The 26,237-nt window shown below is 67.0% G+C and carries 26 protein-coding genes; 4 read left to right on the plus strand and 22 right to left on the minus strand.

What is annotated here, in order from left to right; all coding sequences use genetic code 11:
• Nucleotides 1-65: 65 nt before the first annotated feature.
• Nucleotides 66-1,523: an amidase gene (locus EPO55_RS11925; protein ID WP_296337034.1), complete on the plus strand. Its 1,458-nt coding sequence runs from the start codon at nucleotides 66-68 to the stop codon at nucleotides 1,521-1,523.
• A gap of 4 nt (nucleotides 1,524-1,527) precedes the next feature.
• Here EPO55_RS11925 and EPO55_RS11930 read toward each other — a convergent pair whose 3' ends face one another.
• Genes EPO55_RS11930 through EPO55_RS11970 form a run of 9 tightly spaced genes read right to left on the minus strand, consistent with a single transcriptional unit; the run spans nucleotide 1,528 to nucleotide 11,607 of the window.
• Entirely contained in the window at nucleotides 1,528-2,499 is a 972-nt protein-coding gene (locus tag EPO55_RS11930; protein WP_296337035.1) for a tripartite tricarboxylate transporter substrate-binding protein, read from the minus strand.
• A gap of 52 nt (nucleotides 2,500-2,551) precedes the next feature.
• A complete protein-coding gene (locus EPO55_RS11935) occupies nucleotides 2,552-3,340 on the minus strand; it encodes an ABC transporter permease (protein WP_296337036.1) in 789 nt (262 codons plus the stop codon).
• A complete protein-coding gene (locus EPO55_RS11940; protein WP_296337037.1) occupies nucleotides 3,333-4,106 on the minus strand; it encodes an ABC transporter ATP-binding protein in 774 nt (257 codons plus the stop codon). The genes EPO55_RS11935 and EPO55_RS11940 overlap by 8 nt, the downstream gene beginning before the upstream one ends.
• On the minus strand, nucleotides 4,090-5,961 hold the full coding sequence (locus EPO55_RS11945; RefSeq protein WP_296337038.1) for an acetyl-CoA carboxylase biotin carboxylase subunit: 1,872 nt from the start codon (nucleotides 5,959-5,961) through the stop codon (nucleotides 4,090-4,092). The genes EPO55_RS11940 and EPO55_RS11945 overlap by 17 nt, the downstream gene beginning before the upstream one ends.
• On the minus strand, nucleotides 5,961-6,779 hold the full coding sequence (locus EPO55_RS11950) for an enoyl-CoA hydratase-related protein (RefSeq protein WP_296337039.1): 819 nt from the start codon (nucleotides 6,777-6,779) through the stop codon (nucleotides 5,961-5,963). Before EPO55_RS11950 ends, EPO55_RS11945 begins: the two co-directional genes overlap by 1 nt.
• Nucleotides 6,780-6,793: 14 nt before the next feature.
• Entirely contained in the window at nucleotides 6,794-7,954 is a 1,161-nt protein-coding gene (locus EPO55_RS11955) for an acyl-CoA dehydrogenase family protein (protein WP_296337040.1), read from the minus strand.
• A 1-nt stretch (nucleotide 7,955) separates the two neighbouring features.
• Entirely contained in the window at nucleotides 7,956-9,116 is a 1,161-nt protein-coding gene (locus EPO55_RS11960; RefSeq protein WP_296337041.1) for an acyl-CoA dehydrogenase family protein, read from the minus strand.
• 4 nt (nucleotides 9,117-9,120) lie between these two features.
• On the minus strand, nucleotides 9,121-10,737 hold the full coding sequence (locus tag EPO55_RS11965; protein ID WP_296337042.1) for a carboxyl transferase domain-containing protein: 1,617 nt from the start codon (nucleotides 10,735-10,737) through the stop codon (nucleotides 9,121-9,123).
• 3 nt (nucleotides 10,738-10,740) lie between these two features.
• Nucleotides 10,741-11,607, minus strand: coding sequence for an SDR family oxidoreductase (locus EPO55_RS11970; RefSeq protein WP_296337043.1), 867 nt, complete (start codon nucleotides 11,605-11,607; stop codon nucleotides 10,741-10,743).
• A gap of 150 nt (nucleotides 11,608-11,757) precedes the next feature.
• Between EPO55_RS11970 and EPO55_RS11975 the strand changes: the two genes are divergently transcribed.
• A complete protein-coding gene (locus EPO55_RS11975) occupies nucleotides 11,758-12,054 on the plus strand; it encodes an SCP2 sterol-binding domain-containing protein (protein ID WP_296337044.1) in 297 nt (98 codons plus the stop codon).
• A 95-nt stretch (nucleotides 12,055-12,149) separates the two neighbouring features.
• Here EPO55_RS11975 and EPO55_RS11980 read toward each other — a convergent pair whose 3' ends face one another.
• Nucleotides 12,150-12,701, minus strand: a complete 552-nt coding sequence (locus EPO55_RS11980; RefSeq protein WP_296337046.1) for an ABATE domain-containing protein — start codon at nucleotides 12,699-12,701, stop codon at nucleotides 12,150-12,152.
• Between the two features lie 92 nt (nucleotides 12,702-12,793).
• Here EPO55_RS11980 and EPO55_RS11985 point away from each other — a divergent pair, with 92 nt between their 5' ends.
• On the plus strand, nucleotides 12,794-13,165 hold the full coding sequence (locus tag EPO55_RS11985; RefSeq protein WP_296337047.1) for a VOC family protein: 372 nt from the start codon (nucleotides 12,794-12,796) through the stop codon (nucleotides 13,163-13,165).
• A 4-nt stretch (nucleotides 13,166-13,169) separates the two neighbouring features.
• On the opposite strand, the gene EPO55_RS11990 is transcribed toward EPO55_RS11985, so the two are convergent.
• The 6 genes from EPO55_RS11990 to EPO55_RS12015 form a co-directional block, all read right to left on the minus strand.
• Nucleotides 13,170-13,985 carry an alpha/beta hydrolase gene (locus tag EPO55_RS11990; protein ID WP_296337048.1) on the minus strand — a complete coding sequence of 272 codons (816 nt, stop codon included), beginning with the start codon at nucleotides 13,983-13,985 and terminating at the stop codon, nucleotides 13,170-13,172.
• Nucleotides 13,982-15,022, minus strand: a complete 1,041-nt coding sequence (locus tag EPO55_RS11995; RefSeq protein ID WP_296337049.1) for a hypothetical protein — start codon at nucleotides 15,020-15,022, stop codon at nucleotides 13,982-13,984. The genes EPO55_RS11990 and EPO55_RS11995 overlap by 4 nt, the downstream gene beginning before the upstream one ends.
• A 2-nt stretch (nucleotides 15,023-15,024) precedes the next feature.
• A complete protein-coding gene (ggt, locus tag EPO55_RS12000) occupies nucleotides 15,025-16,623 on the minus strand; it encodes a gamma-glutamyltransferase (protein ID WP_296337050.1) in 1,599 nt (532 codons plus the stop codon).
• 12 nt (nucleotides 16,624-16,635) lie between these two features.
• Complete coding sequence (locus tag EPO55_RS12005; RefSeq protein WP_296337051.1) at nucleotides 16,636-17,223, minus strand: hypothetical protein; 588 nt, start codon at nucleotides 17,221-17,223, stop codon at nucleotides 16,636-16,638.
• A gap of 136 nt (nucleotides 17,224-17,359) precedes the next feature.
• Nucleotides 17,360-19,081, minus strand: a complete 1,722-nt coding sequence (locus EPO55_RS12010; RefSeq protein ID WP_296337053.1) for a long-chain fatty acid--CoA ligase — start codon at nucleotides 19,079-19,081, stop codon at nucleotides 17,360-17,362.
• A 47-nt stretch (nucleotides 19,082-19,128) separates the two neighbouring features.
• On the minus strand, nucleotides 19,129-19,881 hold the full coding sequence (locus tag EPO55_RS12015) for a GNAT family N-acetyltransferase (protein ID WP_296337055.1): 753 nt from the start codon (nucleotides 19,879-19,881) through the stop codon (nucleotides 19,129-19,131).
• A 69-nt stretch (nucleotides 19,882-19,950) separates the two neighbouring features.
• Here EPO55_RS12015 and EPO55_RS12020 point away from each other — a divergent pair, with 69 nt between their 5' ends.
• The gene (locus tag EPO55_RS12020; protein ID WP_296337056.1) at nucleotides 19,951-20,745 is read left to right on the plus strand and encodes a DUF2272 domain-containing protein; all 795 of its coding nucleotides are present in this window, start codon (nucleotides 19,951-19,953) and stop codon (nucleotides 20,743-20,745) included.
• A gap of 3 nt (nucleotides 20,746-20,748) precedes the next feature.
• Here EPO55_RS12020 and EPO55_RS12025 read toward each other — a convergent pair whose 3' ends face one another.
• Genes EPO55_RS12025 through EPO55_RS12050 form a run of 6 tightly spaced genes read right to left on the minus strand, consistent with a single transcriptional unit; the run spans nucleotide 20,749 to nucleotide 26,098 of the window.
• The gene (locus EPO55_RS12025) at nucleotides 20,749-21,912 is read right to left on the minus strand and encodes an MFS transporter (RefSeq protein ID WP_296337057.1); all 1,164 of its coding nucleotides are present in this window, start codon (nucleotides 21,910-21,912) and stop codon (nucleotides 20,749-20,751) included.
• Between the two features lie 51 nt (nucleotides 21,913-21,963).
• Complete coding sequence (locus tag EPO55_RS12030) at nucleotides 21,964-22,494, minus strand: helix-turn-helix transcriptional regulator (protein ID WP_296337058.1); 531 nt, start codon at nucleotides 22,492-22,494, stop codon at nucleotides 21,964-21,966.
• A gap of 12 nt (nucleotides 22,495-22,506) precedes the next feature.
• Nucleotides 22,507-24,114: a choline dehydrogenase gene (locus EPO55_RS12035; protein WP_296337059.1), complete on the minus strand. Its 1,608-nt coding sequence runs from the start codon at nucleotides 24,112-24,114 to the stop codon at nucleotides 22,507-22,509.
• A 10-nt stretch (nucleotides 24,115-24,124) separates the two neighbouring features.
• Nucleotides 24,125-24,865 (minus strand): DUF2272 domain-containing protein, encoded by a 741-nt coding sequence (locus tag EPO55_RS12040; protein ID WP_296337060.1) that lies wholly within the window; start codon nucleotides 24,863-24,865, stop codon nucleotides 24,125-24,127.
• A 2-nt stretch (nucleotides 24,866-24,867) separates the two neighbouring features.
• The gene (locus EPO55_RS12045) at nucleotides 24,868-25,569 is read right to left on the minus strand and encodes a VOC family protein (RefSeq protein ID WP_296337061.1); all 702 of its coding nucleotides are present in this window, start codon (nucleotides 25,567-25,569) and stop codon (nucleotides 24,868-24,870) included.
• A 4-nt stretch (nucleotides 25,570-25,573) separates the two neighbouring features.
• Nucleotides 25,574-26,098 (minus strand): gamma carbonic anhydrase family protein, encoded by a 525-nt coding sequence (locus tag EPO55_RS12050; protein ID WP_296337063.1) that lies wholly within the window; start codon nucleotides 26,096-26,098, stop codon nucleotides 25,574-25,576.
• Nucleotides 26,099-26,237: the final 139 nt, after the last annotated feature.

The following is a 26,237-nucleotide window of genomic DNA, read 5'->3' on the forward strand; positions in this document are numbered from 1 at the left end:
CCTTGGGCTCTATAGCCGGGTGTGGGAGGGGCGACTAGTCTCGGCATGGTGCAAGGGAGGCATGCATGGACCCGTGTTTCGAGACCGCTACCGGCCTTGGACGCGCTATACGAAACGGCCGCCTGAGTTCGGCCGAAGCGACCGAAGCGCACCTGCAGCGGATTGCCCGGATTAACGGTCCGCTGAATGCGCTGGTGGTCGTCGACCGCGCCGGCGCGATGAAGGCCGCGCGGGCGGCGGATCGTGCGCTCGGCAGGAGCGGCGCCGGGAAAGAGGCCAAGCTCGGGCCGCTGCACGGCGTGCCGATCACCATCAAGGAGGCCTTCGATGTCGCCGGCCTCAGGACGACCTCGAGCCACCCGCCGCTCAAGGACAATGTCGCCAGGGCCGATGCCAGTCTGGTGGCGCGGCTGCGCGCCGCCGGTGCGGTCATCCTCGGCAAGACCAACGTGCCCGAACTCTGCATGGATTTTCAGACCGAGAGTCCGCTGTTCGGTACGACCAAGAACGCCTGGGATGCGCGGCGCACAGCCGGCGGCTCGACGGGCGGCGGCGGCGTCGCGGTGGCGGCGCGCCTGTCACCGCTGGAATTTGGCAGCGACATCGGCGGTTCGGTGCGCAATCCAGCCCACTACAACGGTATCTTTTCCCTGAAGCCCAGCGAATGGCGAGTGCCCGGCCGCGGCCATGTGCCCGATCTCCCGGGGCGGACGCGGACCGTCCGCTACATGGGCGTATTCGGGCCGCTGGCGCGCTCGGTCGCCGATCTCGAGACGGCGCTCCGGATCATCGCCGGTCCCGACGGCAACGAGGCCGAAGCGGCGCCGGTGCCGCTGGGGCGGACGCCCATCTTCAAGCCTGGCGACCTGTGCATCGCGGTTCTCGACAGCAATCCGTTGGTGCGGGTATCGGCCGATACCGCCGCCGTGGTCCAGGCAACCGCCCGCCTGCTGGGCAAGGCCGGCGCCAAGGTGAGGCGCGCCGAGCCCGCCGCGTTCGATTGGCAGCAGAGCTGGGACGACTGGTCCGACCTGCTGCAGTACGAGGTCCGCGCGCTTCAGCCCCTGGCCGAGCGTGAGCGCTTCTATGCTATGGGCGGCGCCATCGATCCGTCGGCGCGCTCGGTGGCGCGCGCGGCCCGTCTCGACATGGCGCAATTCTTCGCCGTGCTCGATCGTCGGGATCGGGTCATTCGCCAATGCGAGGCGTTGCTCGACGACTACGACGCCTGGCTGATGCCGGTGATGCCGGACGCAGCCTTCATCCGCCAGAAGTCGAGTGAGCCTTTGTACATCGACGGCGTGGCGTATCCGTATTTTTTCGCCGGCACGTCCTACAACTACCTGGCCAACCTGACAGGTCAGCCGTCGATCGTGCTGCCCTGCGGCTTTTCGCGAGATGGCCTGCCCATCGGGCTGCAGCTCATGGGCAGGCGCTGGAGCGAGGCCAAGCTGCTGGGCGTCGCCAAGGTGCTGGAAAGGCTTCTACCGCCCTGTCCGGTGCCGCCGAGCTACAAGGACTGACGCCTCATTCGACCTTCACGCCGGCCTTCTCGATGATCGGCGTCCATTTGGCGACCTCGGCCTTCTGGAAAGCCGTGAAGGCGGCCGGCGCCATCTGCTCGGGTGTCGGAATGTCCTGGCCGAGGTCTTCCAGCTTGCGGCGGATCTCCGGGTCCTTCAGCGCCACGACGGCGGCGGCATTCAGCTTGGCGATGATCTCCGGCGGCGTGCCCTTGGGCGCCCACAACCCGTGCCAGATCGCGACCTCGATGCCGGGGAAGCCGGCCTCAGCCGTCGTCGGGATGTCGGGGGCGGCGGCGTTGCGCTGTTTGGCGGTCACCGCATAGACCTTGATCTTGCCCGCGCGGATGTGCGGCAGCGAATTCGACGACTGGTCGATCATGATCTGGATCTGGTTGGCGATCAGGTCCTGTACGGCCGGTCCCGTGCCGCGATAGGGCACGAGCTGGTAGTTGGTGCCGGTGGCGGCGAAGAAGGCGAGCACACCGATGTGCGAGCCCGAGCCCATGCCGGCGGTGCCGCCCGAGACCTTATCGGCGTTGGCCTTCAGGTAGGCGACCAGTTCCTTGAGGTCCTTCGCCGGGATCTGGTTGGAAGTCACGACCAGAAGCGGGTTGGACGGCAGCAGTGCGACCGGAACCAGGTCGTTCTGCAGGTCGTAGGTCAGCTTCTTGTAGATCGCGCCGTTGACCACGTTGGTGCCGAGGTGGCCGATGCCGATCGTGTAGCCGTCGGGCGCCGAGCGCGCGAGCTTGCCCATGGCGATGGTGCCGGCGGCTCCGGCGACGTTGTCGATGATCATCTGCTGGCCGAGTTCCCGGCTCATGCGCTCGCCCACGATGCGGGCCATGACGTCGGTCGGGCCGCCGGCCGCGAAAGGCACGATGAGGCTGATCGGCTTGGTGGGGTAGGCTTGGGCGAAAGCAGGCCCGGCAGCCGCAACGGCCAGCAAGGCAAGCGCGGTTCTGCGCAGCATGACGATTCCTCCCTGAACTCCTTGTTGGCAGGAGACTAGCCGGGCGGTGCCGTCAGCGCCACCGCAGGACAGACCGCTCCAACCGTCCAAGGCCCCAGGAGATCAGCAGGCCGAACACCGACAGCACGACCACGCCGGCCAGGAGCTGGTCGGTCTGCATCAGGTTGCCGGCCGTGAGCACAAAGGCGCCGATGCCGTGCTGGGCGCCGATCATCTCGGCTGCGACCACCAGCAGCAGCGCCACCGAGGCGGAGATGCGGAAGCCCGCAAGGATGCCGGGCATGGCGCCGGGCAGCAGGATCTTGGCCACGATGTCCCGCGCCGGCAGGCCGAAGCTCTGGGCCATGCGGATGAGGTTGCGCGGCACGGAATCGCAGGCGCTGTAGGCCGATATGACCGTAGGGAAAAAAACGCCGAGGGCGATGGTGGCGACCTTGGAAGGCTCACCGATGCCCAGCCACAGGATCAGCACCGGCAGCAGCGCGATCTTGGGAATCGGGAACAACGCCGATACGATCGGCAGTCCGGCCGCCCGGGCCGAGGAGAAAATGCCCATGGCGAGACCCAGGGCGAGGCCCGCGGCTGTACCGATGATCCAGCCCGGGACGATGCGCTTCAATGACGCCGTCACATGCTCCATCAGCGTGCCGTCGAACCACAGGTCGCGGAGCGCGCGGACGATGGCGGCCGGGCTCGGCATGAAGAGCGGCGGCAGCAGGCCGCTGCTCGACGCCGCCTGCCACAGGCCGATCAGCACGGCGAACACGATCCACGGCACGGCACGGCGGGGTGCCGGCGCGAAGCCGCCGCCGCGGAAGGGAACGGGGCGTCTTTCAGACATTCAGCATCTCGCGTTCGGCGGTGGCCGCCTCGTCGCGGATCATCGCCCACAGCCTGCGGTGCACGTCGATCAGCAGCGTTGCGTGCTCGGGCCGGCCGCGTTCGGCCACCGGCACGTCGATCCTGAGAACCTCGCGGATGCGGCCGGGCCGGCGTGACAGCACCACGACACGGTCGGCGAGGCGGGCGGCTTCCTCGAGATTGTGCGTGACGTAGACGCGCGTGCTCTGCTCGCGGGCCCAGATCGCGAGCAGGTCTTCCATCAGCAGCTCACGTGTCTGCGCATCGAGCGCCGACAGCGGCTCGTCGAGCAGCAGCACGGCCGGCCGCACGACAAGGGCGCGGGCGATGCCGACGCGCTGGCGCATGCCGCCGGAGAGCTGCTTGGGGTAGGCGGCGGCAAACTCGGTGAGGCCGGTGAGGGCGAGCGCCGCCACCACCCGCTCGCGGCATTCGGCGGCCCCGAGGCCTCGGTGCTCAAGGACGAGCGCCACGTTGGCGGCCACGCTGCGCCAGGGCAGCAGGGCGAAGTCCTGGAAGATGTAGGTGAAGGGGTTGAGCGAATCGGCCGGTGGCGGCCCGGACAGGCTCACCCGCCCCGCCGTGGGCTGCAGCAGCCCACCGATGATGCCGAGCAGGGTGGATTTGCCGCAGCCCGAGGGGCCGATCAGGACGACGGTCTCGCCGTCGGCGATATCGAGATCGATGTCCTTCAGCGCCTCGACGGTGCCGTAGCTGTGCGAGACCTTCTCAATGTGCAGCGGCATCGGCCGCCATTGTAATGAGCACGGCGCGATTGGCGACCTGCTGGCCTTCCTGCACCGAAATGGATTCTATCCTGGCATCCAGCACGGCCTTGAGCTGGTGCTGTATCTTCATGGCCTCGAGCACGACCAGGGTCTGGCCGCGCGCGACCGTGTCGCCGGCCGCGACCTTGATGGCGACGATGCGGCCGTCCATCGGCGCGCGGAGCTTGCCATCGCTGCCGGCTGCCGCGGCAGCAGGCGGCGCATAGGTCTTGTCGGTGAAGCGCACGGTAAAACTATCGAGGTCGATCACGATATCGTCGCCGTCGATATGGAACGGCACGGCGTCGCTCAGAGCGTCCTCCGGTGTGACGTTGATCGTCCGTTCCTGGCCGGCAGCGGAGAGCCGGATCGGTGTCGGCTCGGGATTGGAATTGCGCCAGCCGCGCAGCGCCAGCGGGTAGCGTTCGGCAGATTGGCGCCACAGGAGCAACGCCGCCAGCTTCCAATGATGCTCGCTCACTTCGGGCGCGGGAAATTCATGCTTCGTCAGGAAAGCGGTGGTGGCCTTGCCGGCCGCGAACTCGGGATGCTCCAGCAGGCGGATCAGGAAATGCCGGTTGGTGGTCGGCCCCAGCACCACGGTGTCGCGCAAGGCGCGGATCAGGCGCGTGCGCGCCTCCTCGCGGGTCGCACCGCGCGCGATCACCTTGGCGATCATCGGATCGTAGAAGGGCGAAATGGCGAGGCCGTCCTTCATGCCGTGGTCGATGCGCACGCCGGGCCCTGACGCCGGCCGCCACACGTCGATGCGGCCGGTCTGCGGCAGGAAACCGGCATAGGCATCCTCGGCATAGAGCCGGACTTCGATGGCGTGGCCTTCCAGACGCACCTGTTCCTGGGTGAACGGCATGCGCTCGCCGGCCGCAACTCGGAGCTGCCAGGCCACGAGATCCTGGCCGGTGATGGCCTCCGTGACGGGATGCTCGACCTGCAGGCGGGTGTTCATCTCCAGGAAGTAGAACGCGCCGTCGGCGGCCAGCAGGAACTCGACCGTGCCGGCGCCACGATAGCCGATGGCGCGGGCGGCGGCGACGGCGGCCGCCCCCATGCGGGCCCGCAGATCGGCATTCACGGCCGGCGAGGGCGCTTCCTCGATCACCTTCTGGTGGCGCCGTTGCACCGAGCAGTCGCGCTCGCCCAAATGGATGACGTTGCCGTGGGCGTCGGCGAAGACCTGGATCTCGACGTGCCGCGCATCGACCACGGCTTTCTCGAGGATCAGTTCGCCCGAGCCGAAGGCGCTCTCCGCCTCGGCGCGCGCGGTGCGGATGGCTTCCAGAAGATCGCCGTCGTGTTCGACCAGGCGCATGCCGCGCCCGCCGCCGCCGGCCGCGGCTTTCACCATCACCGGCAGGCCGATCTTGCGCGCTTCTTTCTCGAGGTTGACGTCGCCCTGGTCGGTGCCCTGATATCCCGGCACGCAGGGCACGCCGGCATCGATCATGCGCCGCTTGGCGGCCGCCTTGTTGCCCATCGCCGCAATGGCGGCCGCCGGCGGGCCGATGAACACCAGGCCCGCCTTCTCGCAGGCTGCGGCGAAGGCGTCGTTTTCCGAGAGAAAGCCGTAGCCCGGGTGGATCGCGTCGGCGCCGCTCTTGTGGGCGGCCTCCAGGATGCGGTCGATGCTGAGATAGCTCTCGGCCACCGGCGGCGGACCGATCCGCACGGCCTCGTCGGCGAAGGCGACGTGCGGGGCGTCCTTGTCGGCGTCGGAATAGACCGCGACCGTGCGATAGCCCATCGCCTTGGCCGTGCGCATGACGCGCCAGGCGATCTCGCCGCGGTTGGCGACCAGGACTTTCGTGAAGGCCATTATTCGACTGCCCACCGCGGCGGGCGCTTCTCGGCAAAGGCGCGCAAGCCTTCGGAAGCTTCCGGGCCGCGCCGCGCCTCGGCGAATTTGTCGGCGGCGAAATCGAGCACCTGCGACAGCGGCTCGGTGCCGACTTTCATCACCACCTGCTTGGTGAGCGCGTTGGCGATCGGCGCACACTTGTCGATCTGCTTCAGCAGCTCTTCCAGCTTGGCGTCGAGGGCTGCCGAATCCTTCACCAGATAGTGGGCGATGCCGAGCCGAAACGCCTCGGGGCCCTTGAAGCGCGCGGCCGTCAGCGTAAGGTGGCGCGTCTGCGGCACGCCGATGCGGGCGGCCACGAATGGCGCGATCTGGGCCGGCACGATGCCGATCGCCGTCTCGCTCATGGCGAAGCCCGCGTCCTCGGTGCAGATCGCCACGTCCGAGACGCAGAGGATGCCGAAGCCGCCGGCGATAGCATAGCCCTCGACCGCCGCCACCACGACCTGCGGCGTCGTGTTCACCATTTCCAGGAACGTACCGAACTGGCGATTCCAAACCGCGATGGGGTCCTTTTCGCCCGGCATCGGCTTGTCGGTAAAGCTCTGCTCCATGCTCTTGAGATCGGCGCCAGCGCAGAAGGTGCCGCTGGCGCCCCGCAAGATCACGACCTTGATGTCGCGGCGGTCGCGCAGATTCTCGAACACCGTGCGCAGCTCGCCGATCAGCGTCGGATTGAGCGCGTTCTTCACCGACGGACGGTTCAACGTCACGTAGAGACGGGACCGATCGCGCCGCAGCAGGAGGGTGTCGTACTTGGAGGCGAATTCGGGCATGGCAGGCTCCGACATCAGCGGTTCTCGAGCCGGGGCAGGGTGCCCATCAGCTTGGAAATGATCTGCAGCATGACCTCGTCGGCGCCGCCGCCGATCGAGGCCAGGCGCGAATCGCGAAAAGCGCGCGCCGTGGGCGAGTCCCAGAGATACCCGGCGCCACCCCAGTATTGCAGGCAGCCGTCGGTCACGAGCCTGACCATGCGGCCGGCCTTGAGCTTGGCCATCGAGGCCAGCATCGTGACATCGGTGCCGTCGAGATAGTCCTCGCAGGCGCGGTAGCAGAGCGAGCGCACCAGCTCGACTTCGGTGCTGAGCTCGGCCAGCTTGAAGTGGATCACCTGGTTGTCGAGCAGCGGCCGGCCGAACACCTTGCGCTCGCGCGTGTATTCCACGGTCTGGTCGATCAGCCGGCCCATCCCGACAACCGAACTGATCGCGCCCCACAGCCGCTCCTCCTGGAACTGCTGCATCTGGTAGACGAAGCCCATGCCTTCCTGGCCGATGAGATTGCGCACCGGCACCTTGACCTCGTCGAGGAAGATCTGTGCGGTGTCGGAACTCCTCATGCCGAGCTTGTCGAGCTTCTTCACGATCTGCACGCCCTTGGTCTTCATCGGCAGGCAGATCAGCGACTTGTTCTTGTGCGCCGGACCCTCGCCGGTGCCGGCAAGCAGGCACATCCAGTCGGCCTGGGTGCCGTTGGTCGTCCACATCTTGCCGCCGTTGATCACCCAGTCGCCGCCCACCTTGCGGGCCGTGGTCTTGATCGAGGCAACGTCGGAGCCCGCGCCCACTTCCGAGACGCCGAGGCAGGCGACGTAGTCGCCGCTGATAGAGGGCGTCAGGAATTCCTGGCGCAGCGCATCGCTGCCGTAGCGGGCGAGCGCTGGCGTCGCCATGTCGGTCTGTACGCCGATCGCCATCGGCACCGAGCCGCAGTTGATGTGGCCCAGCTCCTCGGCCATCACCATGGCGTACGAATAGTCGAGGCCCATGCCGCCGTATTCGGTCGGCTTGTTGATGCCGAGCAGGCCGGCGTCGCCCAGCTTCTTGAAGACTTCATGGGCGGGGAAGATGCCGGCCTCTTCCCACTTGTCGACATGCGGGTTGATGTCCTTGTCGATGATGCTCCGCAGGGTGCGGCGGATCTCGTCATGTTCCTGGGTGAACTGCATCTCAACGATTCCCGAGGCGCGGCAGGGTGCCCATCAATTTGGAAATGATCTGCAGCATGACCTCGTCGGCGCCGCCGCCGATCGAGCCCAGCCGGCCGTCGCGGTAGCTGCGCGCGACGGGATTGTCCCAGAGGTAGCCGGCGCCTCCCCAGTACTGCAGGCAGGCATCGGAGACCTCGCGGCGCAGCCGTCCGGCCTTGAGCTTGGCCATCGAGGCCAGCATGGTGACGTCGGTGCCGGCGAGATATTCTTCGCAGGCTCGGTAGACGAGGGAACGCAGCGCCTCGACCTCGCTCTTGAGCTCGGCCAGGCGGAAATGGACGACCTGATTGTCGAGCAGGGGCCGGCCGAACACCTTGCGCTCGCGCGTATAGTCGATGGTGGCGTTGATGATGCGGTCGCAGCCCATCAAGGTGCCGGCGCCGGCCCACAGCCGCTCCTCCTGGAACTGCTGCATCTGGTAGATGAACCCCGAGCCTGGCTGGCCGACCGTGTTGCGCACCGGCACCTTCACATTGTCGAAGAAGGTCTGCACCGTGTCGGAGGCGCGCATGCCGAGCTTGTCGAGCTTCTTGGCCACGGTGATGCCCTTGGTTTTCATCGGCACGATGATCAGCGACTTGTTCTTGTGCGCCTGGCCGTCGCCGGTGTTGGCGAGCAGGCACATCCAGTCGGCCTGGGCGCCGTTGGTCGTCCACATCTTGCCGCCATTGATCACCCAGTCGCCGCCGACCCGGTTGGCCGTGGTCTTGATCGAGGCCACGTCAGAGCCTGCGCCGGTCTCCGACACGCCGAGGCAGGCCACGTAATCTCCGCTGATCGCCGGGGCGAGAAACTCCTGGCGCAGCTCGTCGCTGCCGTAGCGGGCGAGGGCCGGCGTCGCCATCGAAATCTGCACGCCGGTCGCCATCGGGATCGAGCCGCCGTTCACCAGGCCGAGCGATTCGGCGCACATCATGGCGTAGGAGAAATCGAGGCCCGAGCCGCCGAACTGCACCGGCTTGTCGACACCCAGGAGGCCCGCATTGCCCATCTTCTTGAACAGCTCATGGGCGGGGAATTGGCCGGCGGCCTCCCATTCATCGACGTAGGGATTGACCTCGCGATCGATCAGCGTCTTCCAGGTCTGGCGCAACGCCTCATGTTCCGGCGTGAATTTCATCTCGCTACATCCTTGCAACGCCAAAGGTGATGGGATTGAGCGGCCGCACGATCGACTCGCGGGCGATCGACAGCGTGAAAGCCAGTACCCGTCGCGTGTCGCGCGGATCGATGATGCCGTCATCCCACAGATGCGCCGTACCGTAGAGCGCCGTCGATTCGCGTTCGAACTGGTCGACGATGCCCTTGAACATCTTGTCGATCTGCTCCGTGGGCGGCTCCTTGCCCTCGCGCAGGAACTTCTGCTCGGTCACGGTCTTCATCACACCCGCCGCCTGCTCACCGCCCATCACTGCCGTCCGGCTGTTGGGCCAGGCGAAGATGAAGCGCGGATCGTAGGAACGCCCGCACATGCCGTAATTGCCGGCGCCGAAGCTACCGCCGATCACGATCGTGATCTGCGGCACCGTGGCGTTGGCCACCGCCTGGATCATCTTGGAGCCGTGCTTGACGATGCCGCCACGCTCAGCCTCGGTGCCGACCATGTAGCCGGTGGTGTTCTGCAGGTAGACGATGGGCGTGCCCTGCTGGCAGCAGAGCTGGATGAACTGGGCGGCCTTGACCGAGCCCTTGGTGGTGATCGGCCCGTTGTTGCCGATGAAGGCCACCGGCTCGCCCTCGATCTCGGCCCAGCCGCAGATCGTCTGCTGGTCGTAGAGGCCCTTGAACTCGAGGAAATCCGAGCCGTCGACCAGGCGCGCGATCACCTCGCGCACGTCGTACGGATCCTTGTACGAAGGCGGCACGACCCCGCACAGCTCCGCGATGTCGTAGAGCGGTTCCTTGAACGGCTTGTCCTTGCGTGGCGGCAGGCGATCGTTCCAGTGCCACGTTGCGATCACCTCGCGCGCCATGCGGATGCCGTCGGCGTCGTTCTCGGCCATCCATTCGGCGACACCCGAGACGGTGGCGTGCATCTCGGCACCGCCCAGGTCCTCGTCGGTGGCGATCTCGCCGGTCGCGGCTTTCAGGAGCGGCGGGCCAGCCAAGAACACCTTGGCCTGATTGCGCACCATGATGACGTAGTCGGAGAGGCCGGGCAGGTAGGCGCCGCCCGCCGTCGAGGAGCCGTGCACGACCGTCACCTGTGGGATGCCGCGCGCCGACATGCGCGCCTGGTTGGCAAAGCCGCGGCCGCCGGGAATGAAGATCTCGGCCTGGTACATCAGGTTGGCGCCGCCCGATTCGACCAGGTAGACGAGCGGCAGCTTGTTCTCCATCACGACCTGCTGCATGCGCTGGCCCTTGCGCTGGCCCGACGGCGAGATGGTGCCGCCCTTCACCGCACTGTTGGAGGCCGACACCATGCAACGCACGCCCTGCACGTAGCCGATGCCGGCGATCGCGCCGCCGCCCGCACCGGTGCCGTCCTTGTCGTCGAACATGCGATAGCCGGCCAGGCTCATCAGCTCGAGGAACGGCGCGCCTCGGTCGAGCAGCAGGGCGATGCGCTCGCGCGGCATCAGCTGCTTGCGCTTGGCGAAGCGGGCGCGGGATTTTCCGGTGGCGGCCTGCACGACGGCCTCGGCGTCGCGGAACTCCCGGATCGCCGCCAGCATCCCGTCCCGGTTGCGCCTGAACTCGTCGCTGTTGATGTCGATCTGGCTTTCAAGGACCGGCATGGATCACTCGCCTCCCAACACTTTGGGCGTCGTGGCGAGATGGAAGCCATTGAAAGGCTTGGAGCGGTCGGCGACCGGCAGGTCGACCGAGCGATTGGCAAGCGGCACGCCGCCGTCGATCCTGATTTCGGTGCCGGTGATGTAGGCGGAGGCGTCGCTCAAGAGGAAGCAGACCGCGGCCGAGACTTCGCTCTCGGTGCCGAGCCGGCCAAGCGGGCTATAGCCCTTGAGCTTCGGGATCTGCGCCTTGAACTCGCCGGTGTAGGTGTCCATGCCGGAGGAGGCGATCCAGCCCGGCGCCACAGAATTCACGCGCACGCCTGCGACCGCCCATTCGTAGGCGAGCGTCATTGTGAGGTTCGCCATGCCGGCCCGCGCGGCGCCCGTATGCACCATGTTCGGGAAGCCGTTGCGGTAATCGGCGGTCATGTTGACGATCGAGCCGCCGTGGTTCTGCATCGACTGGGTGAAAACCTCGCGACTGACGATGAACCCGCCGGTGAGGTTGTTGCGCACCACGACATCGAAGCCCTTGGCGCTGAGGTTTGCGGCCGGCGAGGGGAACTGGCCGCCGGCATTGTTGAACAGGCCGTGGATGCGGCCGTTGCGGGCCACGATCGCTGCCACCGCGTCCTTGACCTGCGCTTCCTCGCGAATGTCGAACGTATGGCCCTCGCAGGAGCCGCCGGCCGCCTCGATCTCGGCCTTAACCGTTGCGAGCTTCTCGGCCTTGCGTCCGGTGATCACGACATGGGCGCCCAGGGCCGCGATTTCGTGCGCCGTGCAGCGGCCGATGCCGCTGCCGCCGCCGGTCACGACGACGGTCTGGCCCTCAAACAGCCCCGGTTTGAAGACCGAGCGATACGACATGTTTCCTCCGCGTTTCTCCCCGGCTCTTATCGGCCGGCAGCCCGTGCATCAAAGCATGTTGTGATGTGCGGTTCGTTGGTCGGGCTGTAGTTGACGTTTACGTAAAGGTCAAGTAATCGGGGCGGGTCCATCGAAAGCCGGGAGCAAACCATGACGTTGCAGGAAATTACCGCCAAGATGAAGGAAGGCGCGTCGAAGAAGACCGCCTTCGGCAATACCGTGAAGTTCAGCACCGATCAGGGCGTTGTCCATATCGACGGCATGCAGAACCCGCCCTCCGTCAGCAATGACGACAAGGCCGCCGACTGCACGATCAAGATGGATTTCAGCGACTTCGCCGATCTGATCGGCGGCAAGCTCGACGGCATGACCGCGTTCATGACCGGCAAGCTCAAGATCGAAGGCGACATGGGCGTCGCCATGAAACTGCAAACCATTTTGCGCTGAGCGCGAAATGGGGCGGGCGGCAGCGCCTTCACAGGCGCGGAAGCCCGCACAGTAGTTGTGAAGAGGGGGCCCGATGGCCCCCTTTTTGTTGCCCGCTAAGCCTCGCGACTCTTGTGATAATGCCGCCGCGCCTTGGCGCGGTTGCCGCAGCTCTGCATCGAGCACCAGCGTCGCTTGCCGGCGCGGCTGTCGTCGAGAAACAGCCAGCCGCACTCGGGATTGGCGCAGCGCCGCACGCGGCCGAGCCTGGGGCCGGCCAACAGATCGCCCGCCGTCCAAAGAACCGGCGCGAGCAAGGCGAGTGCCGTGCCTGCGCGCATGTCGACATCCCAGGCGTAGCCGCCGCGCTCGCGCTTCAGCATCGTGCGCGCGGGCGCCTCTGCCAGCGCCGCGTTCAGGCTTTCGACGTCGCGTGCCGCCGGGGCCTTGGCCTGGGCGTGGGCATCAAACAGGCGATGGACGAGCTCGCGCAACTCGAGTGCGCGCTCGAACTCGCGTCGCGCCGGTGGCTTGGCGGCCTTCAGGCCCTCGTTGGCCACCGTCCAGGCGGCGAGATCCTCGGGCGCGTTCAGCGTCTCGGTCGGCGCGGCTTGCCCCCGCCAATAGCGCGTATTGGCGAATTCCAGGCACAGGTCGGGGCGATTCATAATCAGGACTTAGTAACCGGTTGGGTGGTTGACAAGGCTGATGTGACTGAATAACCATATAACCAGTTATTAAGTTATAGGAGGATCAGATCATGTTCGACCATGTTTCCATCGGCGTCGCCGACATCGCCCGGACCCGGAAGTTCTACGACGCCGCGCTGAAGCCGCTGGGCTACACGCTGCTCAGCGATGGCGAGAGTTCGCTGGGCTACGGCGACAAGGCGGTTGGCCTGTGGATCAGTGCCAGCAAGAAGCCGGTGAAGCCCGACATGGAATCGGGCCTGCATTTCTGCTTCGTCGCCCCCGACCGTAAGGCGGTCGATGCCTTCCATGCCGCAGCCCTCAAGGCCGGCGGCAAGGACAACGGCAAACCCGGCGTGCGGGCCGACTACAGCCCGAACTATTACGCCGCCTTCGCGATCGACCCCGACGGCTACAGGGTCGAGGCATATTGCGGGAAGTGAGCGTTCAGTCTGCGAGCAGAAGGGCCTGCTTGGTGAGCGCGCCGTCGGAGTCGCGCAACTCATGGACGATGGTGAAATGGTCCGCACCCGCGATCGGCAGCAGGGCGCCCGGCAAATGGCCCGCCGCGCGCTTGGCGTGGAGATGGCGGCTGTCCGAGACCAGCGGCGGCAGCTCCGCCGTGCCGTAGGTGATCAGCATCGGCTTGGCGACCATCGGCAGGCGCATCGGCGAGAGCGTCTCGATCTCGCCGTCGCTGAGCTGCAGCTTTTCATTGAGGTAGGTGTCGCGGATCGGCCCGAGTTCGTAGACGCCGGAAATCGCCAGACCGGCGCTCACCCGCCTGTGGCCGAGGCACATGGCCGTCAGGTGACCGCCGGCCGACCAGCCCGAGAGCACGACCTTGCCCTCGATACCGTGCGCCTTGCCGTTCGCCGCCAGCCAGTCGAGCGCGGCGTTGATCTCGGCCACGATCTCGCTGAGCGTGGCGTCCGGTGCCAGCGTGTAGCCGGGGAGCGCGCCGGCCCAGCCGCGGGCGTGAAGGCCTGAGATCAGGTTGGCGAACCCGTCCTTGCTGTTGCGCTGCCAGTAGCCGCCGTGGATGAACACGATGCAGGGCGCATTGGGATTGGCGGCGGGGAACAGGTCCCAGGTGTTGCGCTCGCGGGCGCCGTAGCGCAGGTCGAGATGCCCGGGATGTGCCTTGCGAAAGGCGGCGGACGCGGCCTCGCGGGCGGCGCTGAGCTCGGCGCTGTTCTTCACCGCCATCGAATTGTTGTAGGCCGCGTCGCGTTCGGCCCGGCTCATCATGCCCCAGTTCATCCCGTGACTTCCTTCAGCAATCCGAAAAAGCCGCGCTTGCGGGCCGACGAGATCGTCCAGTCGACCGGCAGCGACTGGAAACCGTCCTCGAAGCGTTCGCGCGAGCGGCGGTAGTCGAAGAAGCCCCAGCTCGCGCCGCTCTCGACGGCGGCCACGAAGTGATTGTCGGCCTTGTCGAACTCGAAGTGATCATCCTCGTTGTAGACGATCGGCTGGCCGCGATAGTCCGGTGCCGCACGCCAGCGCGCGACCTGCAGGCGGATGCCGTGCGGGCTCGGCTGGAAAGGGCCGTCGGGTCCGTGGACACGATTGCCGTGCGGCAGCAGGAAATCGGCCGCCGCCACGGCCCTGGCGGGTGGCGCGTCGAGCCCGATCAGGCTCGTGCTCACCAGCAATTTTCCCTTGCTGCGCCTTTGCGCCAGCTCGATCAGCTCGTGGCAGCGCGCGGCGGCAATGATGGGGTGCGCCCAGACATTCTCGAGGTCGACCTCGTTGCCGATTTCCAGCAGCACGTTGGTCGTGCCTTTTTCGACCAGCCAGTCGACCGTGTTGGTGACGGCCGCCTTCACGGCAGCTTCGTCCTTCAGCGTGCCGCTCTGCTTGCCGTAGAAGAGACCCAGAATCACCGCCATGCCGTGGCGGTCGCAGGCCTCGATCACCTTTGCCAATCGCGCCGCCCAGGCGGGCTTCAGCGTACCCTCGGAGGTGAAGCCGCCGATCTTCCACGGCTGATGCCACGAGTAGCCCTGCGGGCTGCCACCCTGGATGTTCAGGCAGACCGCGAGCAGGCCGTGCGCACGGTAGGCGGGGAGTGCCGCAATGAACTCCGCCGTGTTGCGTTCGGCATCCCAGTCGCCGTCGGCATAGGCCCAGCCGCCGCGGGTAGAAGGGTTCTCGTCGTCGGCGATGGCATTGGCCATGCGGCTGTTGAACAGCAGCCCTTCGATGCGATGGCCCTTCCAGCTCCGGCCGGCGTAAGTCGGCCGGCCGTTGATCGCAAAGCCGCCGTCCTGGATCGAGACGACGGTGCCGCTCATGGCTAGAAGCCGACCGCAGCGCCGTCGCGACGGCTCTCGGACGCGCCGAGATAGGGGCCGCCGTCGGGATAGCGCCAGATGATCTGGCTCGAGCCGAAGTCGAAGCTCGGCGCCTTGGTGCGCGTGAGCTTGTGGCCGCGCGCCTCGAGGCCGGTCGCCGTGTCGGCCGGCATGTGATCCTCGGTCCAGACCGTGCCGTCGGTCTCGTGCACGCGCCAGCGTGGCGCGTCGATGGCGGCCTGCGGGTTCTGGCCGTAGTCGACGATGCGCGAGAAGACCTGCATGTGGCCCTGCGGCTGCATGGCGCCGCCCATCAGGCCGAAGGTCGCCACCGGCTTGCCGTCTTTGGTGATGAAGGCCGGGATGATGGTGTGGAACGGCCGCTTCTTGGGGCCGACCTCGTTGGCATGGCCCTTGGTCGTGACGAACCCGGTGGCGCGGTTCTGCAGCGCAATGCCGGTGCCCGGCACGACGATGCCCGAACCGAAGCCCGTGTAGTTCGACTGGATCAGCGACACCATCATGCCGGACTCGTCGGCGGTGCCGAGATAGATCGTGCCGCCGTCCTTGGGCGTGCCGGGGCCGAAGTCCTTGGCCTTCTTGGCGTCGATCAGCTTGGCGCGGCTCTTGAGGTATGCCTTGTCGAGCATCTGCTTGGGCGTCACTTCCATGAAGCGCGGATCGGCCACGTAGCGATAGATGTCGGCGAAGGCGAGCTTCATCGCCTCGATGCGGAGATGCGCGACCTCCGGGCCATCAGGATCGTGGCCGGCGATGTCGAAATTCTCCAGGATGCCGAGCGCCATGCAGGCCGCGATCCCCTGACCCGACGGCGGGATCTCGTGCAGCGTCGTGCCGCGGTAGCTGAGGCCGATGGGGTCGACCCAGTCGGGCTTGTGTGCGGCGAGGTCTTCCTTGCGCAGAGCTCCGCCGGTTTCCTTGGCGTACTTGTCCATCGCCTCGGCGAGCTCGCCGCGATAGAAGGCCTCGCCCTTGCTCTCGGCGATCTTGGCGAGCGTCTTGGCCTGGTCCGGGAATTTCCACAACTCGCCCGGCCTGGGCGCGCGGCCGCCGGGCAGGAAGGCCTTCACCCAGCTCTCCTGGCCCTTCAGCCGGTCGATGGCGCGCTCCCACTGGCGCGAGACCATGTAGGAGACGCGAAAGCCGTCGCGCGCATACTTGATCCCCGGCTCGAACAGGTCGGCGAAGGGCAGCTTGCCGTAGCGCTTGTGCAGTTCCATCCAGAGCGACACCGCGCCCGGCGTGGTGACGCTGCCCCAGCCGACGTTGGGCATCTTGTCCTGGCCCTTGTACTGGTCGGGCGTCATCAGCCCGGGCGAATGGCCCGACGCGTTGAGACCAACGAGCTTGTTGCCGTCCCACAGGATGCAGAAGGCGTCGGCGCCGATGCCGTTCATGGTCGGCTCCACCACCGTGATGGCAATCGCGCTGGCGATCGCGGCATCCACCGCGTTGCCGCCCCTGGCCATCATGCGCAGTCCGGCCGTCGCCGCGAGATGCTGCGAGGAAGCCACGACGTTGCCGGCGAAGATCGGGAGTTTCTTGGTCGAGTAGGGGAAATCGTAATTGAAAGACGGCACTCGGAGTCCTTTCTAGGTCTTCTTCGATGCCGCGAGGGCCTCGATGCGCGCCACGAAGCGTGGCGTCTGCAGGAACTGGCGGTGCTCCGCGTCGCTCTTGCCGAACAGGCGGGAGAGATCGAACACGCCGGAGCCCGCGATCTCGCCCATCCGTCCGGAGAGCGTCACGCGTTCACCGAGCCGCAGGGTTTTTAGCGCCGCGATGGCCGCTTCGGAAAGGCCCGGCGGCGGCGTTTGACGCGATCGTGTGGAGAAAAGGTCCGTTACCGAGCCGGCAAAGGCCAGCGCCCAGTCGTTGAATGCGTAGAGCGAAACTTGGCCGCCGACCTCGATGGTGACGGCGGCTGTCTGGGCGGTGCCCTCGATCTTCCGGATGGTGCCGCACCAGTCGGAAAAGGCGCCGACCTTGTCAGCCAGCGCCACGCTCTGCCGCGCCGCCTCCTCGACGGCGAGCGGATTGTTGGAGCCGAGCGCGGGCCTGGCCAGCGCCTGCAGTCCGTTGAGGAACGCCTTCTGCGCCGGAATGCGCTCGTGGCAGGGCCGGTCGAAGCAGCCGCCGAGGACGACGCCGGCACCGCCCAACAGGAACGATCTCCGCAAAACGTCCTCTCCGCCCGCTTTAGCGGGGGGCGAGGAAGGGGACCCACGCGTGAGCGTGGGGGAGGTGAGGTGGGTCATGCGCCGCATCACCCCCTCACCCTACCTCTCCCCCAAGGGGGAGAGGAGCCCGAAAAGTTCACGCCGCCTTGGCTTTCGCCTTGGCGCGCTCTTCCTCCTTGAGTTCCTTCTTGGAGAGCTTGCCGACCGGAGTCTTGGGTAGTTCGGCCCGGATCTCGAGCGCCACCGGCATCTCGTGCTTGCCGATCTTGCCTTCCAGATGCTTCTTCAGCTCCTCGAAGGTGAGCGAGGCGCCGGGCTTCAGCTTCACGAACACCTTGGGCGCTTCCTGGCGGTAGGGATCGGGGATGCCGATGACGATGCACTCGTCGACCGCCGGATGCTCGTAGACCGCTTCCTCGATCATGCGCGGGTAGACGTTGTAGCCCGACGAGATGATCAGGTCCTTGGAGCGGTCGACCAGGTAGAGCCAGCCGTCCTCGTCCATGTAGCCCATGTCGCCGGTGCGCAGGCCCTTCCAGTTGCTGGCGGGATGGCTGAACAGCACCTGCTCGGTGTCCTCGGTCTTCTTCCAGTAACCCTTCATGACCTGCGGGCCGATGATGCAGACCTCGCCGACCTGGTCCTTGCCGGCGTGCAGGACACGGTCCTTGTTCTCCATGTCGCGGATCTCGATGATGGTGCCCGGCATCGGCAGGCCGCACGAGCCCGTGCGGCGCACGGTCTTGTCGACCGGGCAGATCGCACCGGTCGGCGACGTTTCGGTAAGGCCGTAACCCTCGATCAGCGTGGCGCCGGTCAGCTTCTCGAAGCTCTGCTGCACCTCGACCGGCAGCGGCGCGCCGCCCGACATACAGATCTTCAGCGACTTGAGGTCGAGTCCCTGCGCCTTGGGATGCTTCAGGATCGCGGTATAGAGTGTCGGCACGCCGGGCAGGAAGGTCGGCTTCTTGGTCGAGAGATCGGCCACGATCATGTCGATATCGGGCCGCGGGTAGAGGATGAGCTGGTTGCCGTTGGCCACCGCGCCCAGCATGATTCCCGACAGTGCGTAGATGTGGAACAGCGGCAGCACGCACACGACCTTTTCCGTGCCCGGGGTCGTGTAGGGCTTGGTCCAGGCCATGCCCTGGCTCATCGCCGACATGACGCAGCCGTGCGTCAGCATGGCGGCCTTTGGCAGGCCGGTCGTGCCGCCGGTGTACTGCAGGATGGCGACCTCGTCCCACAGGTTGTCGTTCGAGGCATGGGGCGCGTACTTGCCGTCGTTGGCCAGCAGGTCCTTGAACGACATGTGCCAGTCGTCGCGCGGCCAGGTCGAGAGCTCCTTCTTCTTGGCGATCGGATAGAGCCAGCTCTTGGGCCACGGCAGGTAGTCGGCGATCGAGCCCACGATCAGCTTCTTCAGCCGGGTCTTGCCGCGCATAGCCGCCATCTTGGGGTAGAGGGCGTTGACGTCGAGCGTCACCAGGATGTCGGTCTCGGAATCGCCGATCTTGTGCTCCAATTCGCGCGCCGCATCGAGTGGGCTGTAGTTGACGACGATGCCGCCGGCCTTGAGCACGCCGAAGAAGGCGATGATGTAGTGCGGCGTGTTGGGCAGGTAGAGGCCGACATGGACGCCGGGCTTGACGCCGAGCTTCTGGAAGCCGGCGGCGGCCCTGTCGGAGGCCACCTTGTAGTCGCGGAAGGTCATCACCTTGTCGAGGAAATCGGTGAACGGCCGGTCGCCGTACTGGGCGCAGCTGTCCTCGAAGGTCTGGTGGATGGTCTTCTTCGGGATCTCGAGCTCCCACTTCACGCCGGGCGGATAGCTCTTCTCCCAAGGATAGTTCGACATTTTATGTTCCTCCCGGCGCCGACTATGTGAGGCGAGGCGCCGGGGGGTCAAGGCGGCAGCAGATACTCGTAGCCATAGACCGTGCGAAAGCCCTGGTCGGCATAGAGCGGCAACGCCGCAGCGTTGGTGGCGACGACCTGCAGATAGGCGAAGCGTGCGCCATGGCCCCACGCCCAGGCATAGAGGCTTTCGGTGACCCGTCGCGCCAGCCCGCGACGGCGGGCTGCCGGCATCACCAGCACGTCGAACAGGCCCATGTGATCGCCCTCGATCGCCCCGATCGCCATGGCCATCGGCTGGCCGGCTTCCTCGACGAAGGCGAAGCCCGCCGGCGCCGCGATTGCCGCCAGCATGCGCTGCATGGTCTCGCGATGCTGCGGCGGCACCGGGCTGTGGAGGCAAAAGGCTTCTATCCACGCGGCCGTGGGCGCGGGGTAGATGTGAACGGCGGCGTCGGCGGCGAAGCGCGCGTGCAGCGGGCAGACCTGCAGCAGGCTGCGCTCGATCGCCCGATAGCCGCGAACGGCCAGGAGGGGACGGATGGCTGGCGGCGCCAGCGGTGTCAGTCGCCAGGTCGGTGTCTGGCCGAGGTCGACATAGGGCGCCTCCAAGGCCGAGACGACCTCAGGGTCACACTGAGCCTCCGGGCCCAAGGGATTGATCGAATTCGCTCTTTTTGTATAGCCGTGGGAGAATCGCAGGCGCCAGCCGGCGAAATCGCGGCTCTCCAGGGCGGGCCAGCCCCGGAAGGCCAGTTCTTCCAGGCGGCGGACCTCGGCAGGATTATCCAAGCATGACATTGTTCAGTATTCGTGTTAGTTTAATAAGCAATAATAACAATCGTTTATTTTTTCCCCTGCAAGTTATACATGAACTACGGCAGCCCCTTCGTCGGTGTTCGTGTTCGCTGGCAGTCGCCCGCCGCACCCTCCTCCCGTGTGTTCGGTCTCCGGCTGCCAGCAACTCTTCTGCTCACCCTTCTTCTGGCCGCCTGCGGCAGTTCTGGAAGCTCCCGTTACGGCGGTGGCTACAGCGAACGGCCGCCGACCGACCGCGTCGCCCTGACGGCGTGGCAGGAATGGACCAAATTCGGCCGCTCGACCGTCGTCTACGGCGGCCAGGCCAATGGCTACACCAACCGGACCGGCGTCAGCGAACGCAGCGAGCCGCTCGCCAGCCGCGTCGGCGATTACTGGGGCGCCTGCGGTAAGCCGGATTGGAACGGCCGCACGTCCAGCAAGCCGTGGTCGGGCGCGTTCGTGTCCTGGGTGATGGCCAGGTCCGGTTACACGCCCCAGCAGTTCCCGCGCGACGGTCGCCACGGCAGCTACCTCGCCGCGCTCTACGATCGCGAGAAGCAGCGAGGCGCTCCGTTCTACCTTCATGCGCCGAACGAATACTCGCCCAAGCCGGGTGACCTCGTCTGTAGCGGCACGGCGGGCCCGACCTGGCGCCACGCCGATTCGCGCACCGCGCACCGGCGCATCGACAACACAGCGAACCACTGCGATGTCGTCACCGACGTGCGCGGCGGTTTCGTCCATGCCGTGGGCGGCAATGTGAAGAACAGCGTCACCATGAGCCTCTATCCGGTCGACTCGCGCGGCCGGCTGCAGCCGGTCGGCGGAAGGCCGTGGCTGCTGGTGGTCGAGAAGCGCAGCTAGGTCTCAGCGCCGAGGCGCGGCAACGACGAGTGCGCTCGCAGCACCGATCGCCGCGACGGCCAGCAGGAGCACCGGCGCCAGCGACCAGCCGGCCCACTCGACCCACAATGCCAGGAGTGGCGGGCCGGCCAGCGATCCGAGGCTGCCTGCCTGCGCCAGCAGCCCGTTGATGGGCCCGATCGCGCGCGGGTCCACGGCGATCAGCGGCACCGAGGCGAAGGCCGCCGCCGGCACCAGCCCGCCGAGGGCAAACGAGACGGCGAAGCCCGTGACGGCGAGCGGCACCGGCGCCGCAGCGCTGAAGGCGAAGGCGGCGATCACGGTGGAGGTGATCAGCCCGACCGCGATCAGCATGCCGGGCAACACGCCGCGCCGCATCATCCAGGCGGCGAGAAGGCTGCCGGCGATTCCGAAGGCGGTGGCGATGGCGATGAATCGTCCGGCTTCTGCGACAGCCAGGCCGCACCGTTCGACGAGATAGGTCGGCAACAGACCGGCGAGCGCGAGAAAGAGCAGCGCGAAGCAGAAGAATCCGAGCGACAGCGGGACCGCAGGACCGAGCCATCGGAGCGTGACGGCGCTGGGGCTTGGTTGGGGCGCGCGAAGGTCCGGGGCGGCGCCCCGCGCCACGATCAGGGCCACGATCAAGGCAAGGGCCAGGACAACGGCGTCGCCGGCGAAGACCATCCGCCAGCCCGCACGATCGGCGAAACCGGCCGCGACGAGTCCCGCGATCGCGATGCCGACCGGCACGAATGTTCCCCACAGCGACAGCGTGAAGGCGTGGTGCCTCGGCTCCGAGGTGCTGGCCATCAAGGAGGGGCCGGCGACGACGACCAGCAGATAGCCGATGCCCGCCAGGCCGCGTGCGGCGAGCAGGGTCGTGGCGTCGTGCGACGCGGCGCAGAGTGCCGCCGCCGACGCCATGGTCAGGATGCCGATGCGCAGCGCGCGCGCGTGGCCGACCCTTTCGGACCAGCCGCCGGCCAGCAGGCCCAGCACCGCACCGACCAGCGTGATGATCGACACGGCCATGCCGGCCATGGCGAGCGACAGTCCGAGGTCGCGCTGCAGCGCCGGCACCAGCGGCGGCACGATGCCGAGCTGGCCGGCCGACAGCACGCCGATCCCGTAGAGCAGGGAAATTCGTCCCCAGGAGGTCGTCATGCCGGCGACTGTAGGGACGCGCCACGCGCCGGCCCACGAATAAAGTATTCGCTAGTGCCTGATGGTGGTCACCAGACGGGCCAGGGTCCCGTCGCTGAGTTGCAGCCGCTCCCACATCAGGATGCCCGGATCGATCGGGTTGTCGTTGGCGCCGGTCCGGAAGCTCACCTGCGCGACGTTGTCGTCGTACCAGCCGAGTTCGCCCAGCCGGCTCTCGGCCAGGCGGATCTCGTCGGTGGCGAAGCCCCACAGCGACACGCCGCGCAGCTCGGCCGCATCTGCGTTCCAGGTGGCGAAGCGGGCGGGCGAAGCCGCCAGCAAGCGGTGCGAGAGGTCGCAGATCAGGTGGACCGGAAGCACCGAGCTCTCGACCAGCCGCCGCAACCCGGCATCGCCCGCGGCGTCGAGCGGCGCGCGGAGCAGGCGCGAGAGCTCATGCGCTGCCTTGCCCGGAATGCGGTGACGCCCGCTTTCCCAGCGCGACAGTGTCGCCTGGGTGACGCAGAATAACTCCGCGGCATGGCTCTGCTTGACGCCGCGCAGGCGGCGCCATCGTCTCAGCGCCCGCCCGAACTCATTCATGGCGGCTCGCGCTCAGTTCGTGAGCCCCGCCGCGTGCATGATGGCGGCGGTGCGTTCGGCGATCATGATGGTCGGGGCGTTGGTGTTGCCGCCGACCAGCGTCGGCATCACCGAGGCATCGACCACGCGAAGGCCCTCGATGCCGCGCACCAGCAGCTTGTCGTCGACGACCGCCATGCTGTCGGTGGCCGGGCCCATCTTGCAGGTGCCGACCGGGTGATAAATCGTCTCGCACCTGGCGCGGATCCACTGCTCGAGTTCGGCGTCGGTCTTGGCGGCAGCGCCGGGCTGGAGCGCCTCGGCGCGGTAGGGATCGAGCCCGGATTGGGCGAAGATATCGCGGCCCATCTTTACGCCAGCGATCAGCGTATCGAGATCCTTGCGCTCGGCCAGGTAGTTGGCATCGATCAGCGGCGTGTCTTTCGGGTCATTGCTGCGCAGCCGGATGGTGCCGGCGCTCTCGGGCCTGAGCGCGCAGACATGCAGGCTGAAACCGTTCTTGTTCAGCTTGGTGCGGCCGTGATCCATCACCAGCACGGGAAGGAAATGGAGCTGGACGTCGGGGGCGGCGAGGCCCGAACGCGTGCGCAGGAAACCGCCCGACTCGGCGATCGGCGAGGTGCCCGGGCCCTTCTTGTTGACCACGTACTGGTAGAGCGAGACCAGCTTGTTGGCGGTGTCGTAGGTGTCGTGCGTCTTGCAGAACTGCAGCAGCGCCGCGTCGAGATGATCCTGCAGGTTGCCGCCGACGCCGGGCAGGTCGGCGATCGGCGTGATGCCGAGCGACGTCAGGTGATCGGCCGGGCCGACCCCCGACAGCATCAGCAGCTGCGGTGAATTGACGGCGCCGCCGCACAGGATGATCTCGCGGTTGGCGCGCGCGACTTCATCGCGGCCGTCGACGACGTAGCGCACGCCCATGGCGCGTGTGCCGTCGAAGATGATGCGTTCGACGAGCGCATTGGTGATGATTTCGACATGGCTGTTGCCGCGCGCCACCGCCGGCCGCAGGTAGGCACTGGCCGTGCTCCAGCGCGCCTTGTCCTTCTGCGTCACCTGGTAGTAGCCGACGCCATCCTGCTCGGCGCCGTTGAAGTCGGTGACGCGCTTGTGGCCGGCCTGCTCTGCGGCCTTGAGGAATGCCTCGTTGAGCCGGCTCGGGTCGACCTGGTCGGCGACGTTGAGCGGCCCGCCGGCGCCGTGAAAATCGTCGGCGCCGCGCTCGTTGTTCTCGGCGTTCTTGAAGTAGGGCAGGACGTCGTTGTAGCTCCAGCCCTCGTTGCCGAGCTGGCGCCACTGGTCGTAGTCCCAGGCGTGGCCGCGCACGTAGAGCATGGCGTTGATCGAGGATGAGCCGCCCAAGGTCTTGCCGCGCGGCCAGTACATGCGCCGGTCGTTGCAGTGCTTCTGCGGCGTGGTCTCGTAGTGCCAGTTGTAGGGCGACTTCTCGCCGAGGCTGGCGAAGCCCGCCGGCATCCTGAGCATGAAGGACTTGTCGGGCCCGCCCGCCTCGAGCACCAGGATCCGCAATCCGTCCTTTGCGGCGAGCCGGTTGGCCATGGTGCAGCCGGCCGATCCGGCACCGATGATGACGTAGTCGTAGAGCGACAGCGCTGACATGGACGATTCCCTAAGGCAGACGATTCTCGATCACGGTGAATACCGGACGGGCGGAAATGGGCGACAAAAACCCGCTTTCGTCCAGTGGAAAGACGCTGCGTGTGACCGAGTCGCCCACGTTGCCGCCGATGGCGTCGACCTCGCCGGGCCGGACTTCGACCACGATATCGCAGTGTCCGGCGCCGCGGTTGAGGTTGTCGAGCGTGGTGCCGCCGCCGTTGCGCGAGGCGCAGATCAGGTCGCCGACCTGCGGTGCGCGCGCCTGGGGCGGCTGCGGGATGAAGACGGCGTTGGGCTGGCGCGCTCGTTCGACCATGCGCTCGACATAGATCGTGTGGGTCTGGCTGGGGCAGAACAGGCTGCGCGGCACGCCGGCGCTCTCGATGTCCCAGGAAATGAAGGCGGCCGACCAGGGAATGTCGTCGAGGCCGGTGCGGTTGGGCTTGTCGACGGCGCGCCAATAGTCGGCGATGCGTTCCGGCGCGTCGCGTTCCTGGACGCCCAATTGTTCGGTGCGTGGCGGCGCGTCGGCGGAATAGATCGTGACCTGGCGGCCGAAGCGCGCCCATTCGCCGACCGCGAGCAGGACCATCGAGGTCTTGGCGCTTGCCGTCGGCGGCGGCGCCTCCGGCTTCCACGACGAGGGCGGGCAGGGTCCGAGCGGAGCCAGGTCCTTCGCCTGCTTGGTCACCGTCGGCTGGGCGGCGCAGGCAGCGACGGTCAGAAAAAGCAGAAGTGCCAGCCGTCGCATGACTACCAGCGCCCGATGCCGCCAATAATCAGAGTGGGGACGCCCTCGGTCCTGTTCTTGACCGAGAAGACCTGGCTGCCGGGCCGGCGGCCGTCGCGCGGCTCGCTGACGTCGAGGCCGGCGGCTTTCAGGCGCGCATGCGCCTTGGCGACGTCGGGCACGCGCCACGAGAGGCCCCAGAGCTGGTCGGGTGCGTCGGACATGCCCTTCTTCAGGTCATGTGCGATCTCGACCACCAGGTCGCCGCAGCGGAAGAACAGCAGCCGCGCGCCCCACTGCGGGTTGCTGCGGTCGAGCCGAAGATCGAGTCCCAGCCGGCCGGCATAGAAGGCGATCGCCCGCTCGGGGTTGGGCGTGCGCACCACGACATGGTCGAGCGCGGAAACGCACGCGGCCTCGTCGGCCGCGAGCGGCGAGGGCGCTTCGCTTTCTTTCGCCGCGAGCCCGATCGCCACGCCGTGGCCGGTGAGTGCGAGCGCATCGCCCACGCGCGTCGTGGCAACGGCGCGCCTCTCGAGCAGCTTCGCCGCCTTGTCGAGGTCGGGTGTGGCGAACACCATCGACTGCAGCCCCGGAGCGCCGCCTGCAAAGGCCAGGCCGACATTGCCGGTACGCAGCCGGCCGTCGTGCGCGCGGCGGCCCAGTAGCGCCTCGTAGACCGCCGCCGATCCGCCGATGACGAGGTGATCCAGCGCCTCGATCATGGCGTCAGCCGATGCGCTTCAGGTTCGCCTTGTAGTTCTGGCCGCGCACGACGTAGCTCTCGGCGCTCATGCGCAGGCGCGTGGCGTTCTCCTCGTTCAGCTCGCGCACCACCTTGGCCGGCGCGCCGAAGATCACCGAGCGGTCGGGGAAGCTCTTGCCCTCGGTCACCACCGCGCCGGCGCCGACCAGGCAGTCCTTGCCGATCACGGCGCGGTTCAGCACCACCGACTGGATGCCGATCAGCGCGCCGTCGCCGATGGTGCAGCCGTGCAGCATCACCTGGTGACCCACCGTCACGCCCTTGCCGATGGTGAGCGGCGCGCCGGGATCGGTGTGCAGCACGCAGAGTTCCTGGATGTTGCTGTCGTCGCCGATCACGATCGGTTCGTTGTCGCCGCGCAGCACCGCGCCGAACCAGATGTTGACGCGTTCACCCAGGATCACCGAGCCGATGATCGTGGCCTCCTCGGCGATGTAGCAGGACGCGGGGATGACCGGCTTGCGGTCGTTCAGCTGATAGATCGCCATTTCGCTCCCTTCCGTTTACGTAAACCCACATTGACGTTTACGTAAACGTTAACTATGAAGTCTTCCATCATGTCCGTCGCCGCCCCGCCGGCCGCTTCCACGGCCGAGAGCTCCGCATCTCGCGACAGATCGGAAGAGC

Source organism: Reyranella sp., assembly GCF_004296935.1.
Classification (GTDB): Bacteria; Pseudomonadota; Alphaproteobacteria; order Reyranellales; family Reyranellaceae; genus Reyranella.

Excerpts from the sequence above, each read along its gene's own strand:
- EPO55_RS12050 (WP_296337063.1), bottom strand. The coding sequence starts at position 26,098 with ATGGCGATCTATCAGCTGAACGACCGCAAGCCGGTCATCCCCGCGTCC.
- EPO55_RS12020 (WP_296337056.1), top strand. The coding sequence starts at position 19,951 with ATGAACTACGGCAGCCCCTTCGTCGGTGTTCGTGTTCGCTGGCAGTCG.
- EPO55_RS11940 (WP_296337037.1), bottom strand. The coding sequence starts at position 4,106 with ATGCCGCTGCACATTGAGAAGGTCTCGCACAGCTACGGCACCGTCGAG.
- EPO55_RS11930 (WP_296337035.1), bottom strand. The coding sequence starts at position 2,499 with ATGCTGCGCAGAACCGCGCTTGCCTTGCTGGCCGTTGCGGCTGCCGGG.
- EPO55_RS12030 (WP_296337058.1), bottom strand. The coding sequence starts at position 22,494 with ATGAATGAGTTCGGGCGGGCGCTGAGACGATGGCGCCGCCTGCGCGGC.
- EPO55_RS11975 (WP_296337044.1), top strand. The coding sequence starts at position 11,758 with ATGACGTTGCAGGAAATTACCGCCAAGATGAAGGAAGGCGCGTCGAAG.
- EPO55_RS11980 (WP_296337046.1), bottom strand. The coding sequence starts at position 12,701 with ATGAATCGCCCCGACCTGTGCCTGGAATTCGCCAATACGCGCTATTGG.
- EPO55_RS11990 (WP_296337048.1), bottom strand. The coding sequence starts at position 13,985 with ATGAACTGGGGCATGATGAGCCGGGCCGAACGCGACGCGGCCTACAAC.
- EPO55_RS11985 (WP_296337047.1), top strand. The coding sequence starts at position 12,794 with ATGTTCGACCATGTTTCCATCGGCGTCGCCGACATCGCCCGGACCCGG.
- EPO55_RS11955 (WP_296337040.1), bottom strand. The coding sequence starts at position 7,954 with ATGCAGTTCACCCAGGAACATGACGAGATCCGCCGCACCCTGCGGAGC.
- EPO55_RS12010 (WP_296337053.1), bottom strand. The coding sequence starts at position 19,081 with ATGTCGAACTATCCTTGGGAGAAGAGCTATCCGCCCGGCGTGAAGTGG.
- EPO55_RS12040 (WP_296337060.1), bottom strand. The coding sequence starts at position 24,865 with ATGCGACGGCTGGCACTTCTGCTTTTTCTGACCGTCGCTGCCTGCGCC.
- EPO55_RS12045 (WP_296337061.1), bottom strand. The coding sequence starts at position 25,569 with ATGATCGAGGCGCTGGATCACCTCGTCATCGGCGGATCGGCGGCGGTC.
- EPO55_RS11960 (WP_296337041.1), bottom strand. The coding sequence starts at position 9,116 with ATGAAATTCACGCCGGAACATGAGGCGTTGCGCCAGACCTGGAAGACG.
- EPO55_RS11925 (WP_296337034.1), top strand. The coding sequence starts at position 66 with ATGGACCCGTGTTTCGAGACCGCTACCGGCCTTGGACGCGCTATACGA.
- EPO55_RS11970 (WP_296337043.1), bottom strand. The coding sequence starts at position 11,607 with ATGTCGTATCGCTCGGTCTTCAAACCGGGGCTGTTTGAGGGCCAGACC.
- EPO55_RS11945 (WP_296337038.1), bottom strand. The coding sequence starts at position 5,961 with ATGGCCTTCACGAAAGTCCTGGTCGCCAACCGCGGCGAGATCGCCTGG.
- EPO55_RS11935 (WP_296337036.1), bottom strand. The coding sequence starts at position 3,340 with ATGTCTGAAAGACGCCCCGTTCCCTTCCGCGGCGGCGGCTTCGCGCCG.
- EPO55_RS12035 (WP_296337059.1), bottom strand. The coding sequence starts at position 24,114 with ATGTCAGCGCTGTCGCTCTACGACTACGTCATCATCGGTGCCGGATCG.
- EPO55_RS11965 (WP_296337042.1), bottom strand. The coding sequence starts at position 10,737 with ATGCCGGTCCTTGAAAGCCAGATCGACATCAACAGCGACGAGTTCAGG.
- EPO55_RS12025 (WP_296337057.1), bottom strand. The coding sequence starts at position 21,912 with ATGACGACCTCCTGGGGACGAATTTCCCTGCTCTACGGGATCGGCGTG.
- EPO55_RS11950 (WP_296337039.1), bottom strand. The coding sequence starts at position 6,779 with ATGCCCGAATTCGCCTCCAAGTACGACACCCTCCTGCTGCGGCGCGAT.
- EPO55_RS11995 (WP_296337049.1), bottom strand. The coding sequence starts at position 15,022 with ATGAGCGGCACCGTCGTCTCGATCCAGGACGGCGGCTTTGCGATCAAC.
- EPO55_RS12015 (WP_296337055.1), bottom strand. The coding sequence starts at position 19,881 with ATGTCATGCTTGGATAATCCTGCCGAGGTCCGCCGCCTGGAAGAACTG.